The organism is Streptomyces sp. NPDC005794, from assembly GCF_042871445.1.
Taxonomy (GTDB): Bacteria; Actinomycetota; Actinomycetes; order Streptomycetales; family Streptomycetaceae; genus Streptomyces.
The window spans coordinates 80349-98219 of record NZ_JBIAIN010000011.1 but is presented as its reverse complement, the minus strand read 5'-3'; the positions used below and the strand labels follow the sequence as shown (position 1 = coordinate 98219).

Annotated in this window: 19 protein-coding genes, 1 pseudogene and 1 riboswitch; of the genes and pseudogenes, 14 read left to right on the top strand and 6 right to left on the bottom strand. The window is 70.0% G+C overall.

Translation table 11 applies throughout. The features are described from left to right. Positions 1 to 29: 29 nt before the first annotated feature. Positions 30 to 1223 carry a zinc metallochaperone AztD gene (gene aztD / locus ACFYQ5_RS19290; protein ID WP_389198873.1) on the top strand — a complete coding sequence of 398 codons (1194 nt, stop codon included), beginning with the start codon at positions 30 to 32 and terminating at the stop codon, positions 1221 to 1223. Between the two features lie 161 nt (positions 1224 to 1384). On the opposite strand, the gene rpsN is transcribed toward aztD, so the two are convergent. Both rpsN and rpmB read right to left on the bottom strand, forming a co-directional pair. Beyond that, on the bottom strand, positions 1385 to 1690 hold the full coding sequence (gene rpsN / locus ACFYQ5_RS19285; protein ID WP_389198872.1) for a 30S ribosomal protein S14: 306 nt from the start codon (positions 1688 to 1690) through the stop codon (positions 1385 to 1387). After that, positions 1690 to 1926 (bottom strand): 50S ribosomal protein L28, encoded by a 237-nt coding sequence (gene rpmB / locus ACFYQ5_RS19280; RefSeq protein ID WP_359465241.1) that lies wholly within the window; start codon positions 1924 to 1926, stop codon positions 1690 to 1692. The genes rpsN and rpmB overlap by 1 nt, the downstream gene beginning before the upstream one ends. A gap of 68 nt (positions 1927 to 1994) precedes the next feature. On the opposite strand from rpmB, the gene rpmG reads away from it, so the two are divergent. The 8 genes from rpmG to ACFYQ5_RS19240 all read left to right on the top strand — a co-directional run bounded on the left by rpmG (position 1995) and on the right by ACFYQ5_RS19240 (position 9148). After that, entirely contained in the window at positions 1995 to 2159 is a 165-nt protein-coding gene (rpmG, locus tag ACFYQ5_RS19275) for a 50S ribosomal protein L33 (RefSeq protein ID WP_389198870.1), read from the top strand. 46 nt (positions 2160 to 2205) lie between these two features. Then, entirely contained in the window at positions 2206 to 2460 is a 255-nt protein-coding gene (locus ACFYQ5_RS19270) for a type B 50S ribosomal protein L31 (protein ID WP_389198868.1), read from the top strand. Beyond that, positions 2460 to 3614, top strand: a complete 1155-nt coding sequence (locus ACFYQ5_RS19265) for a CobW family GTP-binding protein (protein WP_389198866.1) — start codon at positions 2460 to 2462, stop codon at positions 3612 to 3614. The genes ACFYQ5_RS19270 and ACFYQ5_RS19265 overlap by 1 nt, the downstream gene beginning before the upstream one ends. A 43-nt stretch (positions 3615 to 3657) precedes the next feature. Beyond that, complete coding sequence (rpsR, locus tag ACFYQ5_RS19260) at positions 3658 to 3900, top strand: 30S ribosomal protein S18 (protein ID WP_389198864.1); 243 nt, start codon at positions 3658 to 3660, stop codon at positions 3898 to 3900. 401 nt (positions 3901 to 4301) lie between these two features. Continuing rightward, positions 4302 to 5786 (top strand): Y4yA family PLP-dependent enzyme, encoded by a 1485-nt coding sequence (locus tag ACFYQ5_RS19255; RefSeq protein WP_389198862.1) that lies wholly within the window; start codon positions 4302 to 4304, stop codon positions 5784 to 5786. Further along, entirely contained in the window at positions 5776 to 7095 is a 1320-nt protein-coding gene (locus tag ACFYQ5_RS19250) for a pyridoxal-phosphate dependent enzyme (RefSeq protein ID WP_389198860.1), read from the top strand. Before ACFYQ5_RS19255 ends, ACFYQ5_RS19250 begins: the two co-directional genes overlap by 11 nt. Then, positions 7092 to 8306, top strand: coding sequence for an aminotransferase class V-fold PLP-dependent enzyme (locus tag ACFYQ5_RS19245; protein WP_389198858.1), 1215 nt, complete (start codon positions 7092 to 7094; stop codon positions 8304 to 8306). The genes ACFYQ5_RS19250 and ACFYQ5_RS19245 overlap by 4 nt, the downstream gene beginning before the upstream one ends. An 86-nt stretch (positions 8307 to 8392) precedes the next feature. Next, positions 8393 to 9148, top strand: coding sequence for a class I SAM-dependent methyltransferase (locus ACFYQ5_RS19240; protein ID WP_389198856.1), 756 nt, complete (start codon positions 8393 to 8395; stop codon positions 9146 to 9148). A gap of 72 nt (positions 9149 to 9220) precedes the next feature. Here ACFYQ5_RS19240 and ACFYQ5_RS19235 read toward each other — a convergent pair. Beyond that, positions 9221 to 9487 (bottom strand): annotated as a pseudogene (locus tag ACFYQ5_RS19235) (chorismate-binding protein); the annotation flags it as partial. 61 nt (positions 9488 to 9548) lie between these two features. Next, positions 9549 to 9733, top strand: a riboswitch (cobalamin riboswitch). Positions 9734 to 9762: 29 nt separating this feature from the next. Between ACFYQ5_RS19235 and ACFYQ5_RS19230 the strand changes: the two are divergent. The 5 genes from ACFYQ5_RS19230 (at position 9763) to ACFYQ5_RS19210 (ending at position 14955) form a co-directional block, all read left to right on the top strand. Further along, the gene (locus ACFYQ5_RS19230; protein WP_389198855.1) at positions 9763 to 10470 is read left to right on the top strand and encodes an energy-coupling factor ABC transporter permease; all 708 of its coding nucleotides are present in this window, start codon (positions 9763 to 9765) and stop codon (positions 10468 to 10470) included. After that, the gene (locus tag ACFYQ5_RS19225; protein ID WP_389198853.1) at positions 10470 to 10838 is read left to right on the top strand and encodes an energy-coupling factor ABC transporter substrate-binding protein; all 369 of its coding nucleotides are present in this window, start codon (positions 10470 to 10472) and stop codon (positions 10836 to 10838) included. Before ACFYQ5_RS19230 ends, ACFYQ5_RS19225 begins: the two co-directional genes overlap by 1 nt. 6 nt (positions 10839 to 10844) lie before the next feature. Next, positions 10845 to 11594 (top strand): cobalt ECF transporter T component CbiQ, encoded by a 750-nt coding sequence (gene cbiQ, locus ACFYQ5_RS19220; protein ID WP_389198851.1) that lies wholly within the window; start codon positions 10845 to 10847, stop codon positions 11592 to 11594. Then, positions 11591 to 12457, top strand: coding sequence for an energy-coupling factor ABC transporter ATP-binding protein (locus ACFYQ5_RS19215; protein ID WP_389198849.1), 867 nt, complete (start codon positions 11591 to 11593; stop codon positions 12455 to 12457). Before cbiQ ends, ACFYQ5_RS19215 begins: the two co-directional genes overlap by 4 nt. Positions 12458 to 13470: 1013 nt before the next feature. Further along, the gene (locus tag ACFYQ5_RS19210; RefSeq protein ID WP_389198848.1) at positions 13471 to 14955 is read left to right on the top strand and encodes a SulP family inorganic anion transporter; all 1485 of its coding nucleotides are present in this window, start codon (positions 13471 to 13473) and stop codon (positions 14953 to 14955) included. 59 nt (positions 14956 to 15014) lie between these two features. On the opposite strand, the gene ACFYQ5_RS19205 is transcribed toward ACFYQ5_RS19210, so the two are convergent. The 3 genes from ACFYQ5_RS19205 to ACFYQ5_RS19195 all read right to left on the bottom strand — a co-directional run bounded on the left by ACFYQ5_RS19205 (position 15015) and on the right by ACFYQ5_RS19195 (position 17560). After that, positions 15015 to 16055 (bottom strand): NAD(P)-dependent alcohol dehydrogenase, encoded by a 1041-nt coding sequence (locus ACFYQ5_RS19205; protein ID WP_389198847.1) that lies wholly within the window; start codon positions 16053 to 16055, stop codon positions 15015 to 15017. Positions 16056 to 16118: 63 nt separating this feature from the next. After that, positions 16119 to 16895, bottom strand: a complete 777-nt coding sequence (locus tag ACFYQ5_RS19200) for an SDR family NAD(P)-dependent oxidoreductase (RefSeq protein ID WP_389198845.1) — start codon at positions 16893 to 16895, stop codon at positions 16119 to 16121. Next, complete coding sequence (locus ACFYQ5_RS19195; protein WP_389198844.1) at positions 16892 to 17560, bottom strand: TetR family transcriptional regulator; 669 nt, start codon at positions 17558 to 17560, stop codon at positions 16892 to 16894. The genes ACFYQ5_RS19200 and ACFYQ5_RS19195 overlap by 4 nt, the downstream gene beginning before the upstream one ends. Between the last annotated feature and the right edge of the window lie 311 nt (positions 17561 to 17871).

The following is a 17871-nucleotide window of genomic DNA, read 5'->3' as shown; positions in this document are numbered from 1 at the left end:
AGCGACAGCCACGGAGAGGAACACACGTAATGAAGCATGGAGCACGCCCGAGGACCGCGACTGCCGTCGCCGCCCTGCTCGCGGCTTCCGTCACACTCACCGCCTGCGGGGGCGACAACGAGGCGTCCGCCGCCAAGTCGGCGGACAAAGCGTCCGGTTCACCGGCCGCCGAGGTCGCGGACCCGATCGTCACCACGTACGACGGCGGCCTGTACGTACTGGACGGGAAGACTCTGAAGCTCGCCGAGGACATACCCCTGGAGGGCTTCAACCGCGTCAACCCCGCCGGCAGCGACCGCCACGTGATGGTCTCCACCTCGACCGGCTTCCAGGTGCTGGACGCAGCGGGACGCAAGCTCACCGACGTCGAGTTCGAAGGAAGCAAGCCGGGTCACGTCGTACGTCACGCGGGCAGGACCATCCTCTTCGCCGACGGCACCGGAGTGGTCACGGTCTTCGACCCGAAGGACCTCGGCGAGACGAAGCCGAAGGCCGAGACGTACACCTCCGCCGCCCCGCACCACGGTGTCGCCGTCCAGCTCGCGGACGGCAAGCTGGTGACCACCCTCGGTACGGAGGAGAAGGGCGTCGGCATCGCCGTACTGGACAAGGACCGCAAGGAGATCGCCCGCAGCGAGGACTGCCCCGGCGTCCACGGGGAGGCGGCCGCGCAGGGCGAGGCCGTCGTCATCGGCTGCCAGGACGGTGTCCTGATCTACAAGGACGGCGTCATCAAGAAGGTGAAGAGCCCCACGGAGTACGGCCGGATCGGCAACCAGGCCGGGTCCGACGAGTCGCCCGTCGTCCTCGGTGACTACAAGAAGGACAAGGACGCCGAGCTGGAACGCCCGGAGCAGGTCTCGCTCATCGACACCGCGACGGGCAAGCTGCGGCTCGTCGACCTCGGTACGAGCTACACCTTCCGTTCGCTGGCACGCGGTCCGCACGGTGAGGCGCTCGTCCTGGGCACCGACGGCCGTATCCATGTCATCGACCCCACCACGGGCAAGGTGACCAAGAAGATCTCCGCCCTCGGTTCGTGGCAGGAGCCGCTGGACTGGCAGCAGCCCCGCCCGGCGCTGTTCGTACGCGACCACACGGCGTACGTCTCGGACCCCACGAACAAGAAGCTGCTGGCCATCGACATCGAGTCGGGCAAGCAGCTGGCCTCGACGGAACTGCCCGAGGCCCCCAACGAGCTGAGCGGCGTCAAGCAGCACTGACCCTCTCCACTCCCGAAGCAGGAGGAGCGCGTTCCCGCCGGGCGGGAGCGCGCTCCTCCTGCTGCCCCGTGCCGTCGCCTCGCCCTCCGGGCCGGGAAACGGCGACGGGTGGTGTCACGGCCCGCCGGCCGCACCCACCACCCGTCATCGACACCGAGGTGTCACCAGGAGGACTTGGTCACTCCAGGAAGGAACCCGGCGTGCGCCTGTTCGCGCATCCGGACCCGGGACAGCCCGAACTTCCGCAGGTGACCACGGGGACGGCCGTCCACACTGTCCCGGTTACGGACCCGGGTCGCGCTGGCGTTGCGCGGCTGGCGGCGCAGTTCCTCGACGGCGGCGCCCCGCTCGGCCTCCGGGGTGCCGGGCCTGCGGATGATCTCCTTCAACTCCGCACGCCGTGCGGCGTACCGCTCGACGATCGCCTTGCGCTTCTCGTTCTGCGCGATCTTGCTCTGCTTGGCCATCAGACCTTCACTCCCCTCGCCCTGATGCGGGCGACCGCTGCCTCGATACCGATGGTGTCGATCACCTTGATCGCGCGGGCGCTCAGCACCAGGCGTACATGCCGCCCTTCGCTGGGCAGCCAGTAACGCTTGCGCTGGATGTTGGGGTCGAACCGCCGCGACGTGCGCCGGTGCGAGTGGGAGATCTTGTTGCCGAAGCCCGGCTGTGCGCCGGTCAGTTGGCAGTGGGCGGACATGAAGTTACCTGCCTCTCATCAAGTGGGCCCCATATTGAACATGGAAACCATTGTCATATACTAGCGGCATGGCTCGCAACGAACTACGCCCGATCATCAAGCTCCGCTCCACCGCGGGAACGGGCTTCACCTACGTCACCCGCAAGAACCGGCGCAACAATCCCGACCGACTGGTGCTGCGGAAGTTCGACCCGCTCGTCCGCCGCCACGTCGACTTCCGCGAAGAGCGCTGACACCGCGAATCCCCCGCCCGGCACCCCCGACCACGAGGACACCGCCTTGAAGCCCGGAATCCACCCCGCCTACGGCCCCGTCGTCTTCCGCGACATGGCCGCCGACTTCGCCTTCCTGACCCGCTCCACCCTGACCAGCGACCGGACCGTCGAGTGGGAGGACGGCAACACTTACCCGGTCGTCGACGTGGAGATCTCCTCCGCGAGCCACCCCTTCTACACCGGGACCGCCCGTGTCCTGGACACCGCGGGACGCGTCGAACGCTTCGAGCGGCGCTACGGCCGCAGTGAGGGCCGGTGATGGAGGACAAGCACGCGCTCCCCGTCGTCCTCGTCAACGGGCTGCACTCGGACGCCCGCCACGAGGTGGTGGAAGGGCTGTTGAGGGGTGTACCGCACAGCGTCGCGCTGCACCATGACCTGGCGACAGCGGAGAAAGGCACGGTGCACCGGACCGTACGTGACATCTCCGGGACGCTCTCCAGCGGCGAGGCCCCCCTGGTGAACGACTGCGCCTGCTGCGCCCTGCGCGAGGACCTGATGCCGGAGCTGGAGCGACTGGCGGCCGACGGAGTGACCGCGATGGCCGTCGTCGAACTGTGGGACTCCGTCGAGCCCAGGGCGATGGCCGAGGTCATCGCCGCACACGGCGAGGGCCTGGTCGAGGTGACCGGTGTGATCACCGCCGTCGATCCCGCCCTCGTGCTGCCCTACCTCGTCAACGGCGACGACCTCGCCGAGGCGGGACTGGCGGCCGCGGCCACCGATCAGCGGACGATCGGCGACACCTGGGCCCGGCAGCTGGAGTACGCGTCGGCGGTCGCCCTCGTGGACGACGGCCGGGCGGACGAGGAGGACCGGGCGCTGATCGGTCAGCTGCACCCGACCGCACCTCAGGCGGCGGCCGGTTCGAAGGAGCTGACGAAGCTGGCCCTCGCCGGGTTCGACGTGGAAGCGGCCGGTGCCGGCCAGCATCCCGCCTGCGCCCTGCTGCCCCAGGAGGCCGAGGAGGCCGGCGTCAGCACTCTCGTGTGGCGCAGGCACCGCCCGTTCCATCCCGAGCGCCTGTACGACGCACTGGAGGACCTGAGCTGCGCGGCCGCCCGCAGCCGGGGCCGGTTCTGGCTCGCCGACCGCCCCGACACCCTCCTGTCCTGGGACGCGGCGGGCGGCGCGCTCTGCGTCGAGAACAACGGCCCCTGGCTCGCGTCCCTGCCGGACGCCGCCTGGGACATGATTCCGCCGGTCCGGCGGGCGGCCGCCGCACTGGACTGGCACCCCGAGCACGGCGACTGCTGCCAGCACCTGGTCTTCGTCTCTCCCGGCCTCGACCGGGACGGACTGACCGCTCTGCTCGATTCCTGCCTGCTGACCGACGCCGAGTACACCGCGGGCCGCGCGGCGTGGAAGGACCTGCCGGCCGCGTTCGACGCGCTCCTCGACCCGGTCCACTGACCCCGTCGCGCACCCGCCCACCCAGCCCCGTAAGGAAAGACCCATGGCCCGACGCCAGGAACCCCGTAAGCCCGCCAAGGACCGCCCGAACCCGCTCGACGCGGCGAAGATCACCTACATCGACTACAAGGACACCGATCTGCTGCGGAAGTTCATCTCCGACCGGGGCAAGATCCGCAGCCGCAGGGTCACCCGCGTCAGCGCCCAGCAGCAGCGACAGGTCGCCGCGGCGATCAAGAACGCGCGCGAGATGGCACTGCTGCCGTACGCCGGCTCCGGCAAGTGATCCGTGGTCCGGGGCAGCCGTCGCGGAACTGCCCTGGGGTGACGTCCGAAAGCCCTGGGTGACGGGCCTGAACTCCGGCAGAGCGTCCGGAGGTGTCCGCACCCGGGCAGGCTTACGCTGCGAGACATAGGTACTGGGAGGACCACTGATCGGCCGTTTCCGTCGGCTGCCCGTCGGCAAGGGCTGATCGGGTGACAGCGCGCATATGACAGGCGCCGGTGCGGACCACCGCACCGGCGCCTGTCGCTGTTCACGTTCATACATGACGCAGGCATAGAGGCCACTCGGCCTGGACATCATGGATACGACAATCCTCCTGCCGAGCTGACCCATCACCTGCGGCGGCGCGCCGACCAGTGCCCACGGCAGTCGAGCTGTCGCTGCCCCCCACTGAGAGGCGAGTGCCGCTGTTGGCTGTCCCCTTGTTCCTGGACCCGAAGCTCGAACAACCCCTCACGTCCTTACTGACCTCCTCCCGCTTCCTGCACGACCTCGTGGACGGGCTGGGGTCGCCCCTCAACGTGGTGCTTCCGGACCGGATCGCCGAGAACGTCGCACGGTTCCGGTCCGTGTACCGTCGCCACCACCTCGAGGGTGAGATCTGCTTCGCCCACAAGGCCAACAGGTCGAGCGCACTGGTACGCCGGCTGGCGACCACCGACGCTGCCATGGACGTCGCGTCGCTCGGCGAACTGCAACACGCGCTGGCCTGCGGGTTCACCCCTGGCCGCATCGGTGCGACCGGGCCCAAGGAGCCGGAGTTCCTCTGGCTGGCCGCACGCGCCGGCGTCACGGTGAACATCGAGGGCCACGCCGAACTGGACGCACTCGCCGCGCTGGTGCGCCGCCACGAGCTGCCACGGGTGCGGGTCATGCTGAGGTTGTCGGACTTCTCGGGCACCGCGGTGAAGGTCCTGAGCCGCCGCAGCCGCTTCGGCTCCCCCGCATCGGAGTTGGCCGGCTTGCTGGATGCCTGCGAGCGGCACCGCGACTCCGTGGAGGTGGTCGGCGTCTCCTACCACCTCGACACCACCAGCCTCGACGAGAAGGCCCTCGCGCTGGAGGGCTGCGTACGGGCCATGGACGCGTGCAGGGCCCGGGGAATGCGGCCACGGGTGATCGACATCGGCGGCGGATTCGGGGTCAGCTACCTCGCCGACGGGGCCCAGTGGGAGCGGTACACCAGCCAGCTGACCCTGGCCGCGATGGGCCGGCGCGAGGCGCTGGCCTGGCGCAATCACGCGTACGGGCTGAGCAGCGAAGGGGGAACCCTCCGTGGCAGTCTGGAGCTCTACCCCTCCCACCGCCCGGTCGCCGGGGCCGACTACCTGGACGAGCTCCTGCGCAGTCCCGGCCCCACGCTCGGCCGCCCGCTGGCGACGCTGCTGCTGGAGAACCTGTACGACCTGTGCGTCGAGCCGGGCCGGGCGCTGCTGGACCAGTGCGGGCTGACCTTGGCTCGCGTGCTGGAGACGCGTCTCGAGACGGACGGAACCCACTCGGTACGCCTGTCGATGAACGCCGACGACTGTGCTCTCGAGGAGCACGGCATCCTCATGGATCCGATCGTTCTCCACCGCGGCAAGCCGTGGGAGGCGACGGAGGGCTCCGCGGAGGCCTTCGCGGTCCACCTCCACGGAAACCTGTGCCTCGAGTCCGATCTCATCACCCGCAGGCTGGTCTTCCTCCCCCGCCTGCCGGCCCCCGGTGACCTTCTGGCGTTCCCCAACACGGCCGGATACTGCATGGATTTCACCGCCCATCACGCCCAGCAACGCCCCCTCGCCCGCAAGGTTGCGGCTCACCGGGGCTCCGACGGCTGGCAGTGGCGACTCGACGATCAGTACTGGCCCATACATTCCGCAGAGGACGCACATGAGGTATGACAGCATCATCGAGACAGTCGGCGACACACCCTTGGTGCGTATCGCCCCTCACGTCCACGGTCTGCAGAACATCGACCTCTACGCGAAGCTCGAGTTCTGCAATCCCTTCGGTTCGCTGAAGGACCGGGCAGCCTGGAACATGGTCCGGCCCGGCCTCCCTTCGGCAGTCGAACAGGGAAGCCAGATCGTCGAGTTGTCCAGCGGGAACACGGCGAAGGCCCTTGCCGCCATAGCCGGGATGCACGGGATCGGGTTCAAGAGCGTAACCAACCGGATGAAGATTCCGGAGATGAAGGAGATGCTCCTTCTGCTGGGCGCCGAGATCGAGGAATTGCCGGGGCAGACCGAGTGCCTCGATCCCACGAACTCGGAGGATCCCCTGACCCTGTTCCACCGCGGTCTCAACGAGCCGGGGAGCGCCTACCTCCACACGGATCAGTACTACAACGCGCGTAATCCGGAGGCCCACGAATCCGGCACCGGGCCCGAGATCGTGGCGGACCTCGACGGACGGGCACCGGACTGGTTCATTTCCGGTGTCGGCACCGCCGGTTCGTCCACCGGAGTGGCGCGGGCGTTACGGGACCGGAATCCGAAGGTCGGAGTGGTCGGACTCGTCGCGGACAAGTCGGACTTCATCCCCGGGATCAGGAACATCGACGAGGTGCAGGAAGTCGGGATCTTCGATCCCCTCACCTACGACACCATCGAGAAGGTCACCTCCTCCGAGGCGATCGACGGAATGCTGACGCTCGTCCGGCGGTGCGGGATTCTGGCCGGGCCGACCGGCGGTGCCGCGTACTTCGGAGCGGTCCGGCATCTTCGGGACATCGGACCGCAGCTCACCGAACCCGCGACAGCCGTGTTCATCGTGTGTGACCGCGTCGAGAGCTATCTGAGTTACATCAGGAAGCGTCGCCCCGAACTCCTGGGCCAGCAGCCGCGGAACAACTCGGCTGCGTCCGTGTCTCCCGAGGAGCTGAGCGGAGCCACCGCCGTGGAGGTCGCCGAGGCCCGGAAATGGATGGCCGAGGAGAAGCCCCTCGTCGTGGACATGCGCAGCCCCTACGCCTATGCGGCCCTGCACATCGAGGGGTCGATCAACATCGTCGACGAGCTGTTCGAGGATCTCGTCCGCGGAGGGCTGCCGTTCAGCAAGTCCCAGCCGGTGCTGCTGGCGTGTCCTGTCGGTGAGAAGTCCCTGCAGTACGCGGCGCTCCTGACCCGGATGGGCCATCCGGACGTGCGCAGCCTCGCCGGTGGCATCATCGCCTGGCGCGATGCGGGCGCACCGCTGGTGCGGGAGTGACCCGCCTGCCGAGCGACGCTGCGGACGCGGCGAAGGAGGACCTGGCCGCCTGGAACAGCGCCCTCCGCGCGCAGTTCCCGATCGTGGCCGGTCACCCCGGTCTGGCCTATCTGGACAGCGCCGCGACCGCGCAGAAGCCGCAGGCCGTCCTGGACGCGGTCCAGGAGTACCTGACGACCTCCAACGCGAACGCGGGGCGCGGTACCTACCCGTGGGCCAACAGGACGACGAGTCTGATCGAGGAGACCAGGGGGCGGGTCAAGACCTTCCTCGACGACCCGGATCCGGGCACCTCGGCGGTGCACTTCGTCAGCGGCACCACCGAGGGACTGCGTCGGGTGGCCCTGGACTGGCTCGCCCATGAACTCCGCTCGGGGGACGAGATCATCGTGCCCTTCGCGGATCACGAGGCGAACGCCTCGCCCTGGCTGGAGGCGGTCGAGTCACTGGCCCGCCAGGGCACTCACGTCATCGTCCGGGAGATGCCCTACCAGTCCTCCTCCGGCGACTACGACACGGAGGAGCTCGCCGCGCTCGTCTCCTCCCGCACGCGGTTCGTCGCGGTGACCCACGTCCATCACGTCTACGGCGGGGACATGAACGTGCACCGGATCCGCCGGGCGGTGGGGCCCGACGTGGCGATCTGCGTGGACGCCGCCCAGAGCGTCGGACATCTCCCTGTCTCCATGAAGGCGCTGGACGTCGACTTCGCCGTCTTCTCCGGCCACAAGGCACTGGCCCTGCCCGGCTCCGGAGCGATCTGGTCCCGAGGCGTACGAGGGGCTCCCTTCGCGCCGCGCGGCTGGAGCGGCACACCGAACACGGTGGGCATCGTCAGTCTGGGCGCTGCCCTGGACTGGCTCGACCGGGCCGGGCTGGAGCGGATCGAACGGTGGACCGTGGAGCTGACCGCCCGGCTGACGGACGGGCTGCGCACGCTGGCGCCGTACGAAGTGGTGGGGTGCCAACTGAGCCTGGCGGAGGGCTCCTCGGTGCAGCAGCGGCACGGCATCGTGACGTTCAGGCACCGGGACATCGATTCGGTCGACCTCGGTTTCATCCTGTTCAGCCACGGTTTCATGGTGCGGGCGGATGGCCTCTGCCAGGGCCGGGCCGGTGAGAACCGCAGCTCCGTACGGGTCAGTCTGCACGCCTACAACAGCCGGCACGAGGTGGACCGGTTGCTGGAGGTGCTCGCCGAGCTGAGCTGAGCCGAACCAGTGCCGATGACAATCGTTTTCACCTGTAGATTCGGGGTCACGTAGCGGAACCGAGCGCGTAGAGGTGGTACAGCAAGATGAGCGTGAGCATGTCGACGGCCCAGTTGTGGGTGGACCGCTGGGAACAGCAGCAGCAGCGGTACGCGATCGACCGGGAAGAACGCTTCACCGTGGTCGCGGATGTCGTGGAACACGTGACGGCCGGTCATGAGACTCCGCGCGTGCTGGATCTGGGGTGTGGGCCCGGCTCGCTGCCCGCACGGCTGATCGAACGCCTGCCGCGGGCCGAGATCGTCGCCGTCGACATGGACCCGCTGCTGCTGGCGCTGGCCCGCGCCCGCCATCCGGACGCCGCCCGGTACGTCGAGGCGGTGATCGGTGAGGAGGGCTGGACGAGCGCTCTCGAGCTCCAGGGGCCGGTCGACGCGGTCGTGTCCACCACCGCGCTCCACTATCTCCCCGAAGGAATGCTGCGGAGCACGTACGCGGAGCTGACCGCGCTGCTGCGGCCCGGCGGCGTACTGATCAACGCGGACCATCTGTCACAGGACGGGGCCGGGTTCGCCGAGATCGCCGAGTTCGTCGGGGTCCGCCGGGCCGAACGGCGGCACGCCTTCGATCACGAGGACTGGGAGGCATGGTGGTCCGCCGTCGAGAACGAGCCCGAGCTGACGCAGCTGTGTGCGGAGCGCCGTAAGCCGGGCTCCGCCCACGCCGACTGCGCCGTCACGCTCGGCCGGCACGTCGAGCTGCTGGCCGAAGCGGGCTTCGGCCATGCGAGCCCGGTCTGGCAGGTGGGCAACAGCTACGTCCTCGTCGCCATCCGGCAGTAGGCCGGGCAGGACGGGGCGGGGGCGCGCCGGCACGGCGTCGCCCCCGCCCTCATGAACGGTGCGGCACGGCCGTCACCTCTCGGCGTACCTGAGATGGGGCGCGACGCTGCGCAGCTTCTCGCACGTCTCCTCGGTCTCCCGTGCGGGGACGGACCGGCCTGTGCCACCGGCACCCGCACGGAGCCAGGTCCTGTCCCCCTCGCCCAGCAGCGTGCGAAGGGCCAGGGCCGCGTCCGGTGAACCGTCCGTGCCGCCTCGGGAGACCGCGCCGCCGTACAGGCCGCGGGGCCCCTGCTCGTATCGCGCCGGCGCGCTCAGGGCAGCGCGCTTCCGCGTCCCCAACCTCACGGGTCAGTACACCTAGGCAGCTCCCGAGCTTGTCTTCGCCCCTCGCCGGGCACTACTGTCGCCACGCCTTGGTGAACGGGAAATCCGGTGTGATGCCGGTGCGGCCCTCGCCACTGTGATCGGGAAGTCCGGCTCCGGCCCTCGCGGGCAGCCACTGGGTCCTTGTGACCCGGGAAGGCGGAGTTCGGGCGGTGGTACCCGTAAGCCAGGAGACCGGCCAAGGCACTTCAACCATCCACGAGGTGCTGGAGAGGGTCTGCTGAGCCATGCACATAGCCGAGGGTTTTCTGCCTCCGGCGCACGCGATCGCCTGGGGTGTCGCGTCCGCGCCGTTCGTCGTCCACGGAGTCCGGTCACTCACGCGTGAGGTCAGGGAGAACCCTGAGAGCACGCTGCTCCTGGGGGCTTCCGGGGCCTTCACGTTCGTTCTCTCCGCCCTGAAGATCCCCTCCGTGACGGGGAGTTGTTCGCACCCCACCGGCACGGGGCTGGGCGCCATCCTGTTCCGCCCTCCGATCATGGCGGTCCTGGGCACCGTCACCCTGCTGTTCCAGGCCCTGCTTCTCGCCCATGGCGGCCTGACCACGCTCGGCGCCAACGTCTTCTCGATGGCGATCGTGGGGCCCTGGGCGGGTTACGCCGTCTACAAAGTGCTGCGCAGGTACGGCGTGTCGCTGATGGTGGCGGTGTTCTTCGCCGCGTTCGTCGCCGACCTGTCCACCTACTGCGTCACCAGCGTGCAACTGGCGCTCGCCTTCCCGGACCCGAGCAGCGGATTCGCGGGCGCGCTCGGCAAGTTCGGCTCCATCTTCGCCGTCACCCAGATCCCGCTCGCGGTGAGCGAAGGGCTTCTGACCGTGCTGGTGATGCGCCTTCTCGTGCAGTCCAGCAAGGGGGATCTGACCCGGCTCGGCGTGTTCCTCACCGGCAGGCAGACCCGGACCGAGGCAGCCGAGACCGAGGCGGTGGCGTGATGAACCGGAACACGAAGATCAACGCCCTTCTGCTGCTCGTCGTGGCCGCGCTGGCCGTCCTGCCCGTGGCCCTCGGTCTCGGTGACGGCGAGAAGGAGCCGTTCGCGGGCGCCGACTCCCAGGCCGAGACGGCGATCACCGAGATCGATCCCGACTACGAACCCTGGTTCTCCCCGCTGTACGAACCGCCGTCCGGCGAGATCGAGTCGGCGCTGTTCGCCCTGCAGGCCGCACTCGGCGCGGGCGTCCTCGCCTACTACTTCGGCCTGCGGCGCGGGCGCCGCCAGGGCGAGCTGCGCGCGACCGCGCAGCAGGACAGCGGCGGCGCCGAAGGCCGCGCCGGGGACTCCACGGCCCGGAGGAACTGAGCACCCGTGCTGCCGATCGACGCGGCGGCGCACAGCAGTCGCTGGCGCCGCCGCCATCCCGTCGACAAGGCCGTGCTCGGTCTGGGGCTCACGGTTCTGGCGATCTCGCTGCCACCCTGGCCCGGCGCGGCCCTGGTCCTCGTGGCCTCCCTCGCCGTACTGCTCGGGCCGGCGGGCGTGACCGTCCGCCTCCTGTGGCGGGCGTACCGGGTACCCCTGGGCTTCTGTGTCACCGGGGCGGCCACACTCCTCGTCCAGATCGGCGGGCCGGACGGGCCCGTCACCTTCGCCGAGGGGGGGCTCGTCCGCGCCGGGGAACTGCTGTTGCGCACCTCGGCCGCCTCGCTCGGGGTCCTGCTGTTCGCCTTCACCACCCCGATGTCCGACCTGCTGCCCCGCCTGGTCGTGGCGGGGGTGCCCGCACCGGTGGTGGACGTCGCACTGGTGACGTACCGCATGAGCTTTCTGCTCCTCGACTCGGTACGCCGCATCCGGGAGGCCCAGGCGGCCCGGCTCGGACACACCACCCGGGCGGCCGCCTGGCGGTCCGTGGCGGGGCTCGGAGCGACCGCGTTCATCAGGGCCTTCGACCGCGCGGCCCGTCTCCAGGCGGGGCTGGCCGGGCGCGGCTACGACGGGACCCTGCGTGTCCTGGTGCCCGAGGCCCGCGTCTCCATCCGGTTCGTGACCGTGAGCATCACCGTGCTCGCGGCTCTCACCGCCCTGACCTTCGTCCTGGAAAGGCTTCTGCCTTGAGCGAATCCGTGCTGCTCGCCCTGCGGGGCGCGTCCTTCGCGTACGAGGACGGTCCTGCCGTGCTCAGCGGCCTCGACTTCGAGGCGCACGAAGGGCGTGCGCTCGCCCTGCTCGGCCGGAACGGCAGTGGGAAGACCACGCTGATGCGGCTCCTCAGCGGCGGACTGCGCCCGCGTGACGGGCAGTTGACGGTCGAGGGCCGCCCTGTCACGTACGACCGCAAGGGGCTGACCCGGCTGCGCACCACGGTCCAACTGGTGGTGCAGGACCCGGACGACCAGTTGTTCGCCGCATCCGTCTCGCAGGACGTGTCGTTCGGACCACTGAACCTCGGCCTGTCCGACGCCGAGGTGCGGGCCCGGGTGGACGAGGCGCTCACCGCCCTCGACATCACGGCCCTGGCGGACCGGCCCACCCATCTCCTCTCCTACGGGCAGCGCAAACGGACGGCCATCGCGGGCGCGGTAGCGATGCGGCCCCGTGTGCTCATCCTCGACGAGCCGACCGCCGGGCTCGATCCGGACGGTCAGGAACGGCTGCTCGCCACGCTCGGTTCCCTCCGCGACGGTGGCACCACCGTCATGATGGCCACCCATGACGTCGACCTCGCCCTGCGTTGGGCCGACGACGCCGCGCTCCTCACCCCGGCCGGTGTCCGGGCCGGCCCGGCGCCGGCGATGCTGGCCCGTACGGAGCTCCTGCGGGAGGCCGGGCTGCGGTTGCCGTGGGGCATCGCGGCCACCCGGCTTCTGCGTGCGCACGGTCTGCTGGACGACACGGCACCCGGCCCCCGCACCCCGGAGCAACTGGCAGCCGGCTTCGCCCCGCCGACCGTCGCCGAGGGAGCGTCGGCAGACGGCTGAACGCCCCTCGTGCCCCATTTCCGCTGCCCGTTCGAGGCAAACGCGCCGCGTGAGGACACCTCTGAACATCGGCCGCTTTCCTCTCTGGTTGACACATATTCACCAGCCGAACCGACGTACGAATGCGGCCATTGCCACTCCACCGGCATATGCATGAGCCACACAGGCGCGGTTGATCTCGAATACTGAGAATCGATAGTGGGGCACATCTCCAGGCCACAGACCTCCGTCACACAATTCGGCTCGATGGGCATCGACTTTCGGACTCTTCACAGAGGGTTAACTCCATAAGCGCTCGCGCCTGTTAGCGTCCCGAAGGAGGGGTGAGAATCCAGCAGGAGGTAACGGGTGCGAGCTGCGGCAGTCCGGTGCGTGCTCGCGTTCCTGTTGGTCTTCCTATTGGCCCCGTACTCCGGCACGCCGTCAACAGACGTACCCGCGTACGCCGCGGAAATCGGTGTGGAAACTCCCCCGAAAGCGGGCGCGGGAGCGACGCACGGGGAGTACGGCACCTGTGGCACACCGGATCGCGGGGGTGAGTCGAACGGCCTCCTGCGCCATCGTGACCGGCACCGCTCAGCGACCGTTTCCGCTCCCGAACTCCCGTCGCGCTCCGCGGTGACGAGTGACGTCAGGGGCATACTCGCTCCGGCAGCCGTCGCGGCGATGGGCAACGCGCGTCACACCTCCCGGTCCTCGACCGCGCACTCCTGCACCCTGCTTCAGGTCTTCCGCTGCTGAGCTGACCTGAGGCCGCTCGACGAACTCCCCTGCCCCTGCTCGCGGTCCTGCGGGACCCATCGGCCTGGGGCCGTACCGAGCTGCCCGCCGCGCCCCCGTTCTCGTACGAATGCCGACGCGCCGACCTCAGGTGCGCCAGGAGGTATCACCGGTATGCGATCTCTCGCCGACCACCCCACGGAACAGGTCCCAAGGATCAGCGGCAACACCGTCTGGGCACCCCCGCCCGGCGACGTGCGCTCGGCTCCCTTCCGCACGGGATGAGGGCCGCCATGGACCGTGTCAGCAAATTCCCCCACCTGCGGCAGGATTTCGCCGCGTCACTCGTCGTCTTCCTGGTCGCTCTGCCCCTGTGCGTGGGGATCGCCGTCGCATCCGGGGTCCCGGCCGAACTGGGCCTGATCACCGGCATCGTGGGCGGTCTCGTCACCGGCTTCATGCGCGGCAGCAGTCTCCAGGTGTCGGGGCCTGCGGCCGGTCTCACCGTGCTCGTCTTCGAGGCCGTCCAGGCCTTCGGACTCCCCGCGCTCGGGGTGATCGTGCTCGCCTCCGGGCTGCTGCAGCTCGCCATGGGAGCGCTGCGGCTGGGCCGCTGGTTCCGGGCCATCTCGGTCTCGGTCGTCGAGGGCATGCTCGCCGGCATCGGCCTCGTCCTCATCGCGGGCCAGCTCTACGCGGCCGCCGGCGCCGAGGCACCGCTCTCCGGCACCGGCAAGATGGCCGGCATCCCGGGGCTGCTGGCCGACGTCGTGTCCAGTCCCACGGCGCTCGCCTCACTCGCGGTCGGCGCCGGGACCATCGCCCTGATCGTGGGATGGAGCAGGTTGCCCGAGCGGGTGCGGGCCGTTCCGGGCGCGCTCGCCGCGGTCGTGCTGGCCACACTCGTCACACTGGCGTTCGGCCTGCCGGTCGAGACGGTCCAGGTCCAGGGACTGCTCGACGCCGTCCAGGTTCCCGCCCTGTCCGAGTTCGGCGGGCTCGCGAGCGTGAGCCTGCTCGGAACGGTCGCGGCCTTCACCCTGATCGCCTCCGCGGAGAGCCTGTTCAGCGCCGCCGCGGTGGACCGGCTGCACGACGGGCCGCGTACCGACTACGACAAGGAGCTGATGGCCCAGGGCACGGGCAACACCGTGTGCGGGTTCCTCGGCTCGCTGCCGATGACCGCCGTCATCGTGCGCAGCTCCGCCAACCTGCAGGCGGGCGCACGGACCCGGGCCTCCCGGGTGCTGCACGGTGTGTGGCTGCTCCTGTTCGCGGCACTGCTGCCGTCCGCGCTGGGTCTCATCCCCCTGCCGGCCCTCGCCGGCATTCTCATCCACGCCGGATGGAAGCTGATCCCGCTGCGCCCGCTCGTGGCGCTGTGGCGTGAGCACCGCGGCGAGGCGCTGATCCTGATCGTGACCGCCGTGGCGATCGTGACGGTGAACATGTTCGAGGGTGTGCTGACGGGGCTGGCCCTGTCGGTGGCCAAGGCGGCCTGGGACGCCTCGCACGTCAGACTGGAGATCGTGGACAGCAGTACCGAAGGCGTCCGGGCCAGGCTGACCGGCAACGCGACCTTCCTGCGGCTGCCGAAGATACTCGACAGCCTGGAGGAACTGCCCCAGGATCGGCCCGTCGAACTGGACCTGTCCGGCCTGAACCACCTGGACCACGCCTGCCGCACGGCACTGGAGAACTGGGCGGAGCGGCACAGCGCGTCCGGTACCGAGCCTGTCCGGCTGACCCGGTCGGACGCAGTGACGGCCGCTCCCTGAGGACACGGACGACTCGCCGGGCGCCTTCAGCAGGCGTCCCGGCGAGTCGTCCGGGGTGGTCAGCCGTTGGGCAGGATGACCGCGCGGCCGTTGATCTGGCCGGCGTGCAGCCGCTCGTAGGCGAGCGGGGCCTCGTCGATGGAGTACGTCTCGACGTGGACGTCGACGGCGCCGGCGTGGGCGAGCTCGATGACTTCGGCGAGCTCCTTGCGCGAGCCCCAGTACGGCGCGGAGACCGACGTGGAGAACGGCAGGACACCGAATCCGACGGGCAGCAGGCCGCCGCCGATGCCGACGATGGTGACGTCGCTGTCGACGGAGGCCATCGCACCGGCTGTCTTCACGGTCGGCTCGGCGCCGACGAAGTCGAAGACGACCTTGGCCCCGATGCCGCCGGTGAGCTCGCGGACCTTGGCCGCCGCGTTCTCGTCGGAGAGCACGGCCTCGTGAGCTCCGACGGTCCGGGCGAGCGCGAGCTTCTCCTCGGTGACGTCGAGGGCGATGACCCGTACGGCGGTCATGGCGCGCAGCAGCTGGATGGCGACGTGACCGAGGCCGCCGGTGCCGATGACCACGGCCGTGGCGCCGGGCAGCAGCTTCGGAAGCGAGCGCTTGATCGCGTGGTACGGCGTGAGGCCCGCGTCGGTCAGCGAGACCGTCTTGACCGGGTCCAGGTCACCGATGGGCGTCAGGTGACGGGCGTCGTCGACGATCATGTACTCGGCCATGGCGCCGGGGTTGCCCAGTCCGGGCGGGTTGATGCCGAGGTCGGCGGCGCGCAGGCAGTAGTTCTCCCTGCCCTCCGCACAGTTCACGCAGGTGCCGCAGCCCCAGGGGCCGTAGACGGCGACCGAGTCGCCCACCGCGAAGCCCTCGGCGCCCTCGCCGAGCGCGGCGACCGTACCGACACCCTCGTGTCCGAGGGTGAGCGGCAGTTCGTAGGGGAATCCCTCCGCGGGCCAGCTCATCACGGCGATGTCCGAGTGGCAGACACCCGCCGCGCTGACCTTCAGCAGGATCTGGCCGGGCCCCGCCACGGGCTCGGGAATCTCGACGACCTCGGGCGCGGCGCCGACGGTGCGGTACTGGACGGCTTTCATGTCTCTCCCTCGTTCTCCGTACGTCCTTTGTGACCCTCGTGGTGGCGATGCGCCACTCGGGGGTCAGGAGGCGGAGTAGCCGCCGTCCACCAGGTGGTAGCTGCCGTGGATGAAGGAGGCGCGGTCGGAGAGCAGGAAGGCGGTGAGCTCGGCGACCTCCTCCGACGTGCCGAGGCGGCCGGCCGGGTGCAGGGAGATCAGGTGGTCACGGGCCGGGGAGTCGGTGTCGCGGAGCAGCGGGGTGTCGATGAAGCCGGGGCCGACCGCGTTGATACGCACGTTCTGTGCCGCGTACTCGAGTGCGGCGGTCTTGGTGAGGCCGACGACGCCGTGCTTGGCCGCGGCATAGGCCGGGGAGCTCGCGAAGCCGTTGGTGCCGAGGATCGACGACATGTTGACGACGGCGCCGCCGCCTGCGGCGAGGATGGCGGGGAGCTCGTACCGCATCGAGTAGAAGACGCCGCTGAGGTTGGTGGCGACGACCTTGTTCCAGTCCTCGATCCCGTACTCGCCGGTGGGCTGCGCGGGGCCGCCGATGCCGGCGTTGTTCACGGCGAGGTGCAGGGCGCCGAACGTGTCGACGGCGAACCGGACACCGGCCTCGACGGAGGCGGGGTCGGTGACGTCGAGGGCGACCGCTGCTGCGCGCGCGCCGGTGGCCCGCAGCTCGTCGGCGGCCTTACGGGCGCTCTCCTCGTTGTAGTCGGCGACGACGACGGCCGCGCCGCTCGCGGCGAGCCGCCGGGAGAGGGCCAGGCCGATACCGGACGCGCCGCCGGTGACAAGGGCGACCTTGCCCGCGAATTCCGTCTCGTAGGCGGTGGGGAGGTGGGTGCTCATGGTGTGCTTCCTTGCGTGGTGCTGTGGGGCGCCGGCCCGTCCTGCCGGGGTTGCGGCAGGTTCGTGGAGAGGGCGTCGAAGGCTTGTACGACGAACTCGGGCAGGGCTGCCGGCCGGCCGCCCCGTACCCATGCCGCCTGGGCCGCGAGGAGCGCTCCGGCCCCTGCGGCGACCGCCACGGCGGGACGGAGGTCCTGTCGTGGATCGACACCGAGCCGTTCCGCGATGATCCTGACCGACTCCTCCTGGGCGTCCACACGGATGTGGTGGTACGCCGCGTACAGCGTCGGTTCCTCCTCGACCATGACCAGCAGGTCGAAGATGCGCGGCCTCAGATGCCAGGGTTCCGCCTCCGGGTCGTCGAGCCAGTCGAGGACGGCCAGACGATAGGCGGTGAGCGGTGGTTCGGCCGCGGGACGCTCGCGGAGCGCCCGGTTGATTCTGTCGCCGTCGCCCCGCACTGCGTCGAGGACGGCGGCCTCCTTGCTCGGGAAGTACCGGCTGAAGGTGCGCCGGTCGACGTCGGCCGCCTGCGCGATCTCCTCGACCGTCACGCTCCTCGTACCGCGCTCGAGTACCAGATCGAACGCGTGCTGAGCCAGCGTGTCCCGGGTCCTGCGCGCCTTGCGGCTACGCCTGTCCGGGCCGTTCCCTGTCGAACTCATAGTTGCATCGTACACCTTCAAATGTCCCAATGGGACTTTTGTCTCACCGGGACACAAGAGTACGAGGACACGGGGACGCGCAGGGCACGGGGACGTGAAGGGCACGGGCGGCGCCGGTCACTCGCCGGCGGACCTGCTCACCCTCTCGACGAGAGCCGCGACCATCGGCTCGTCGGGACCCGGCTGCGGTTGGGACTCCGCCAGTTGGGATGCGGCCCGCCGCACCACCCGGTACAGCGGACCACGCCCGTGTTGCAGGCCGCCCCCTTCTCTCCCGGTGCCGGGCACCCCGGGGCGCCCGGGTGCCGCCC

What these genes read in the sequence shown, in the direction of transcription:
- aztD (WP_389198873.1), top strand. Translation starts at nt 30, where the DNA reads ATGAAGCATGGAGCACGCCCGAGGACCGCGACTGCCGTCGCCGCCCTG.
- rpsN (WP_389198872.1), bottom strand. Translation starts at nt 1,690, where the DNA reads ATGGCCAAGCAGAGCAAGATCGCGCAGAACGAGAAGCGCAAGGCGATC.
- rpmB (WP_359465241.1), bottom strand. Translation starts at nt 1,926, where the DNA reads ATGTCCGCCCACTGCCAACTGACCGGCGCACAGCCGGGCTTCGGCAAC.
- rpmG (WP_389198870.1), top strand. Translation starts at nt 1,995, where the DNA reads ATGGCTCGCAACGAACTACGCCCGATCATCAAGCTCCGCTCCACCGCG.
- ACFYQ5_RS19265 (WP_389198866.1), top strand. Translation starts at nt 2,460, where the DNA reads ATGGAGGACAAGCACGCGCTCCCCGTCGTCCTCGTCAACGGGCTGCAC.
- rpsR (WP_389198864.1), top strand. Translation starts at nt 3,658, where the DNA reads ATGGCCCGACGCCAGGAACCCCGTAAGCCCGCCAAGGACCGCCCGAAC.
- ACFYQ5_RS19250 (WP_389198860.1), top strand. Translation starts at nt 5,776, where the DNA reads ATGAGGTATGACAGCATCATCGAGACAGTCGGCGACACACCCTTGGTG.
- ACFYQ5_RS19240 (WP_389198856.1), top strand. Translation starts at nt 8,393, where the DNA reads ATGAGCGTGAGCATGTCGACGGCCCAGTTGTGGGTGGACCGCTGGGAA.
- ACFYQ5_RS19230 (WP_389198855.1), top strand. Translation starts at nt 9,763, where the DNA reads ATGCACATAGCCGAGGGTTTTCTGCCTCCGGCGCACGCGATCGCCTGG.
- ACFYQ5_RS19225 (WP_389198853.1), top strand. Translation starts at nt 10,470, where the DNA reads ATGAACCGGAACACGAAGATCAACGCCCTTCTGCTGCTCGTCGTGGCC.
- ACFYQ5_RS19210 (WP_389198848.1), top strand. Translation starts at nt 13,471, where the DNA reads ATGGACCGTGTCAGCAAATTCCCCCACCTGCGGCAGGATTTCGCCGCG.
- ACFYQ5_RS19205 (WP_389198847.1), bottom strand. Translation starts at nt 16,055, where the DNA reads ATGAAAGCCGTCCAGTACCGCACCGTCGGCGCCGCGCCCGAGGTCGTC.
- ACFYQ5_RS19200 (WP_389198845.1), bottom strand. Translation starts at nt 16,895, where the DNA reads ATGAGCACCCACCTCCCCACCGCCTACGAGACGGAATTCGCGGGCAAG.
- ACFYQ5_RS19195 (WP_389198844.1), bottom strand. Translation starts at nt 17,560, where the DNA reads ATGAGTTCGACAGGGAACGGCCCGGACAGGCGTAGCCGCAAGGCGCGC.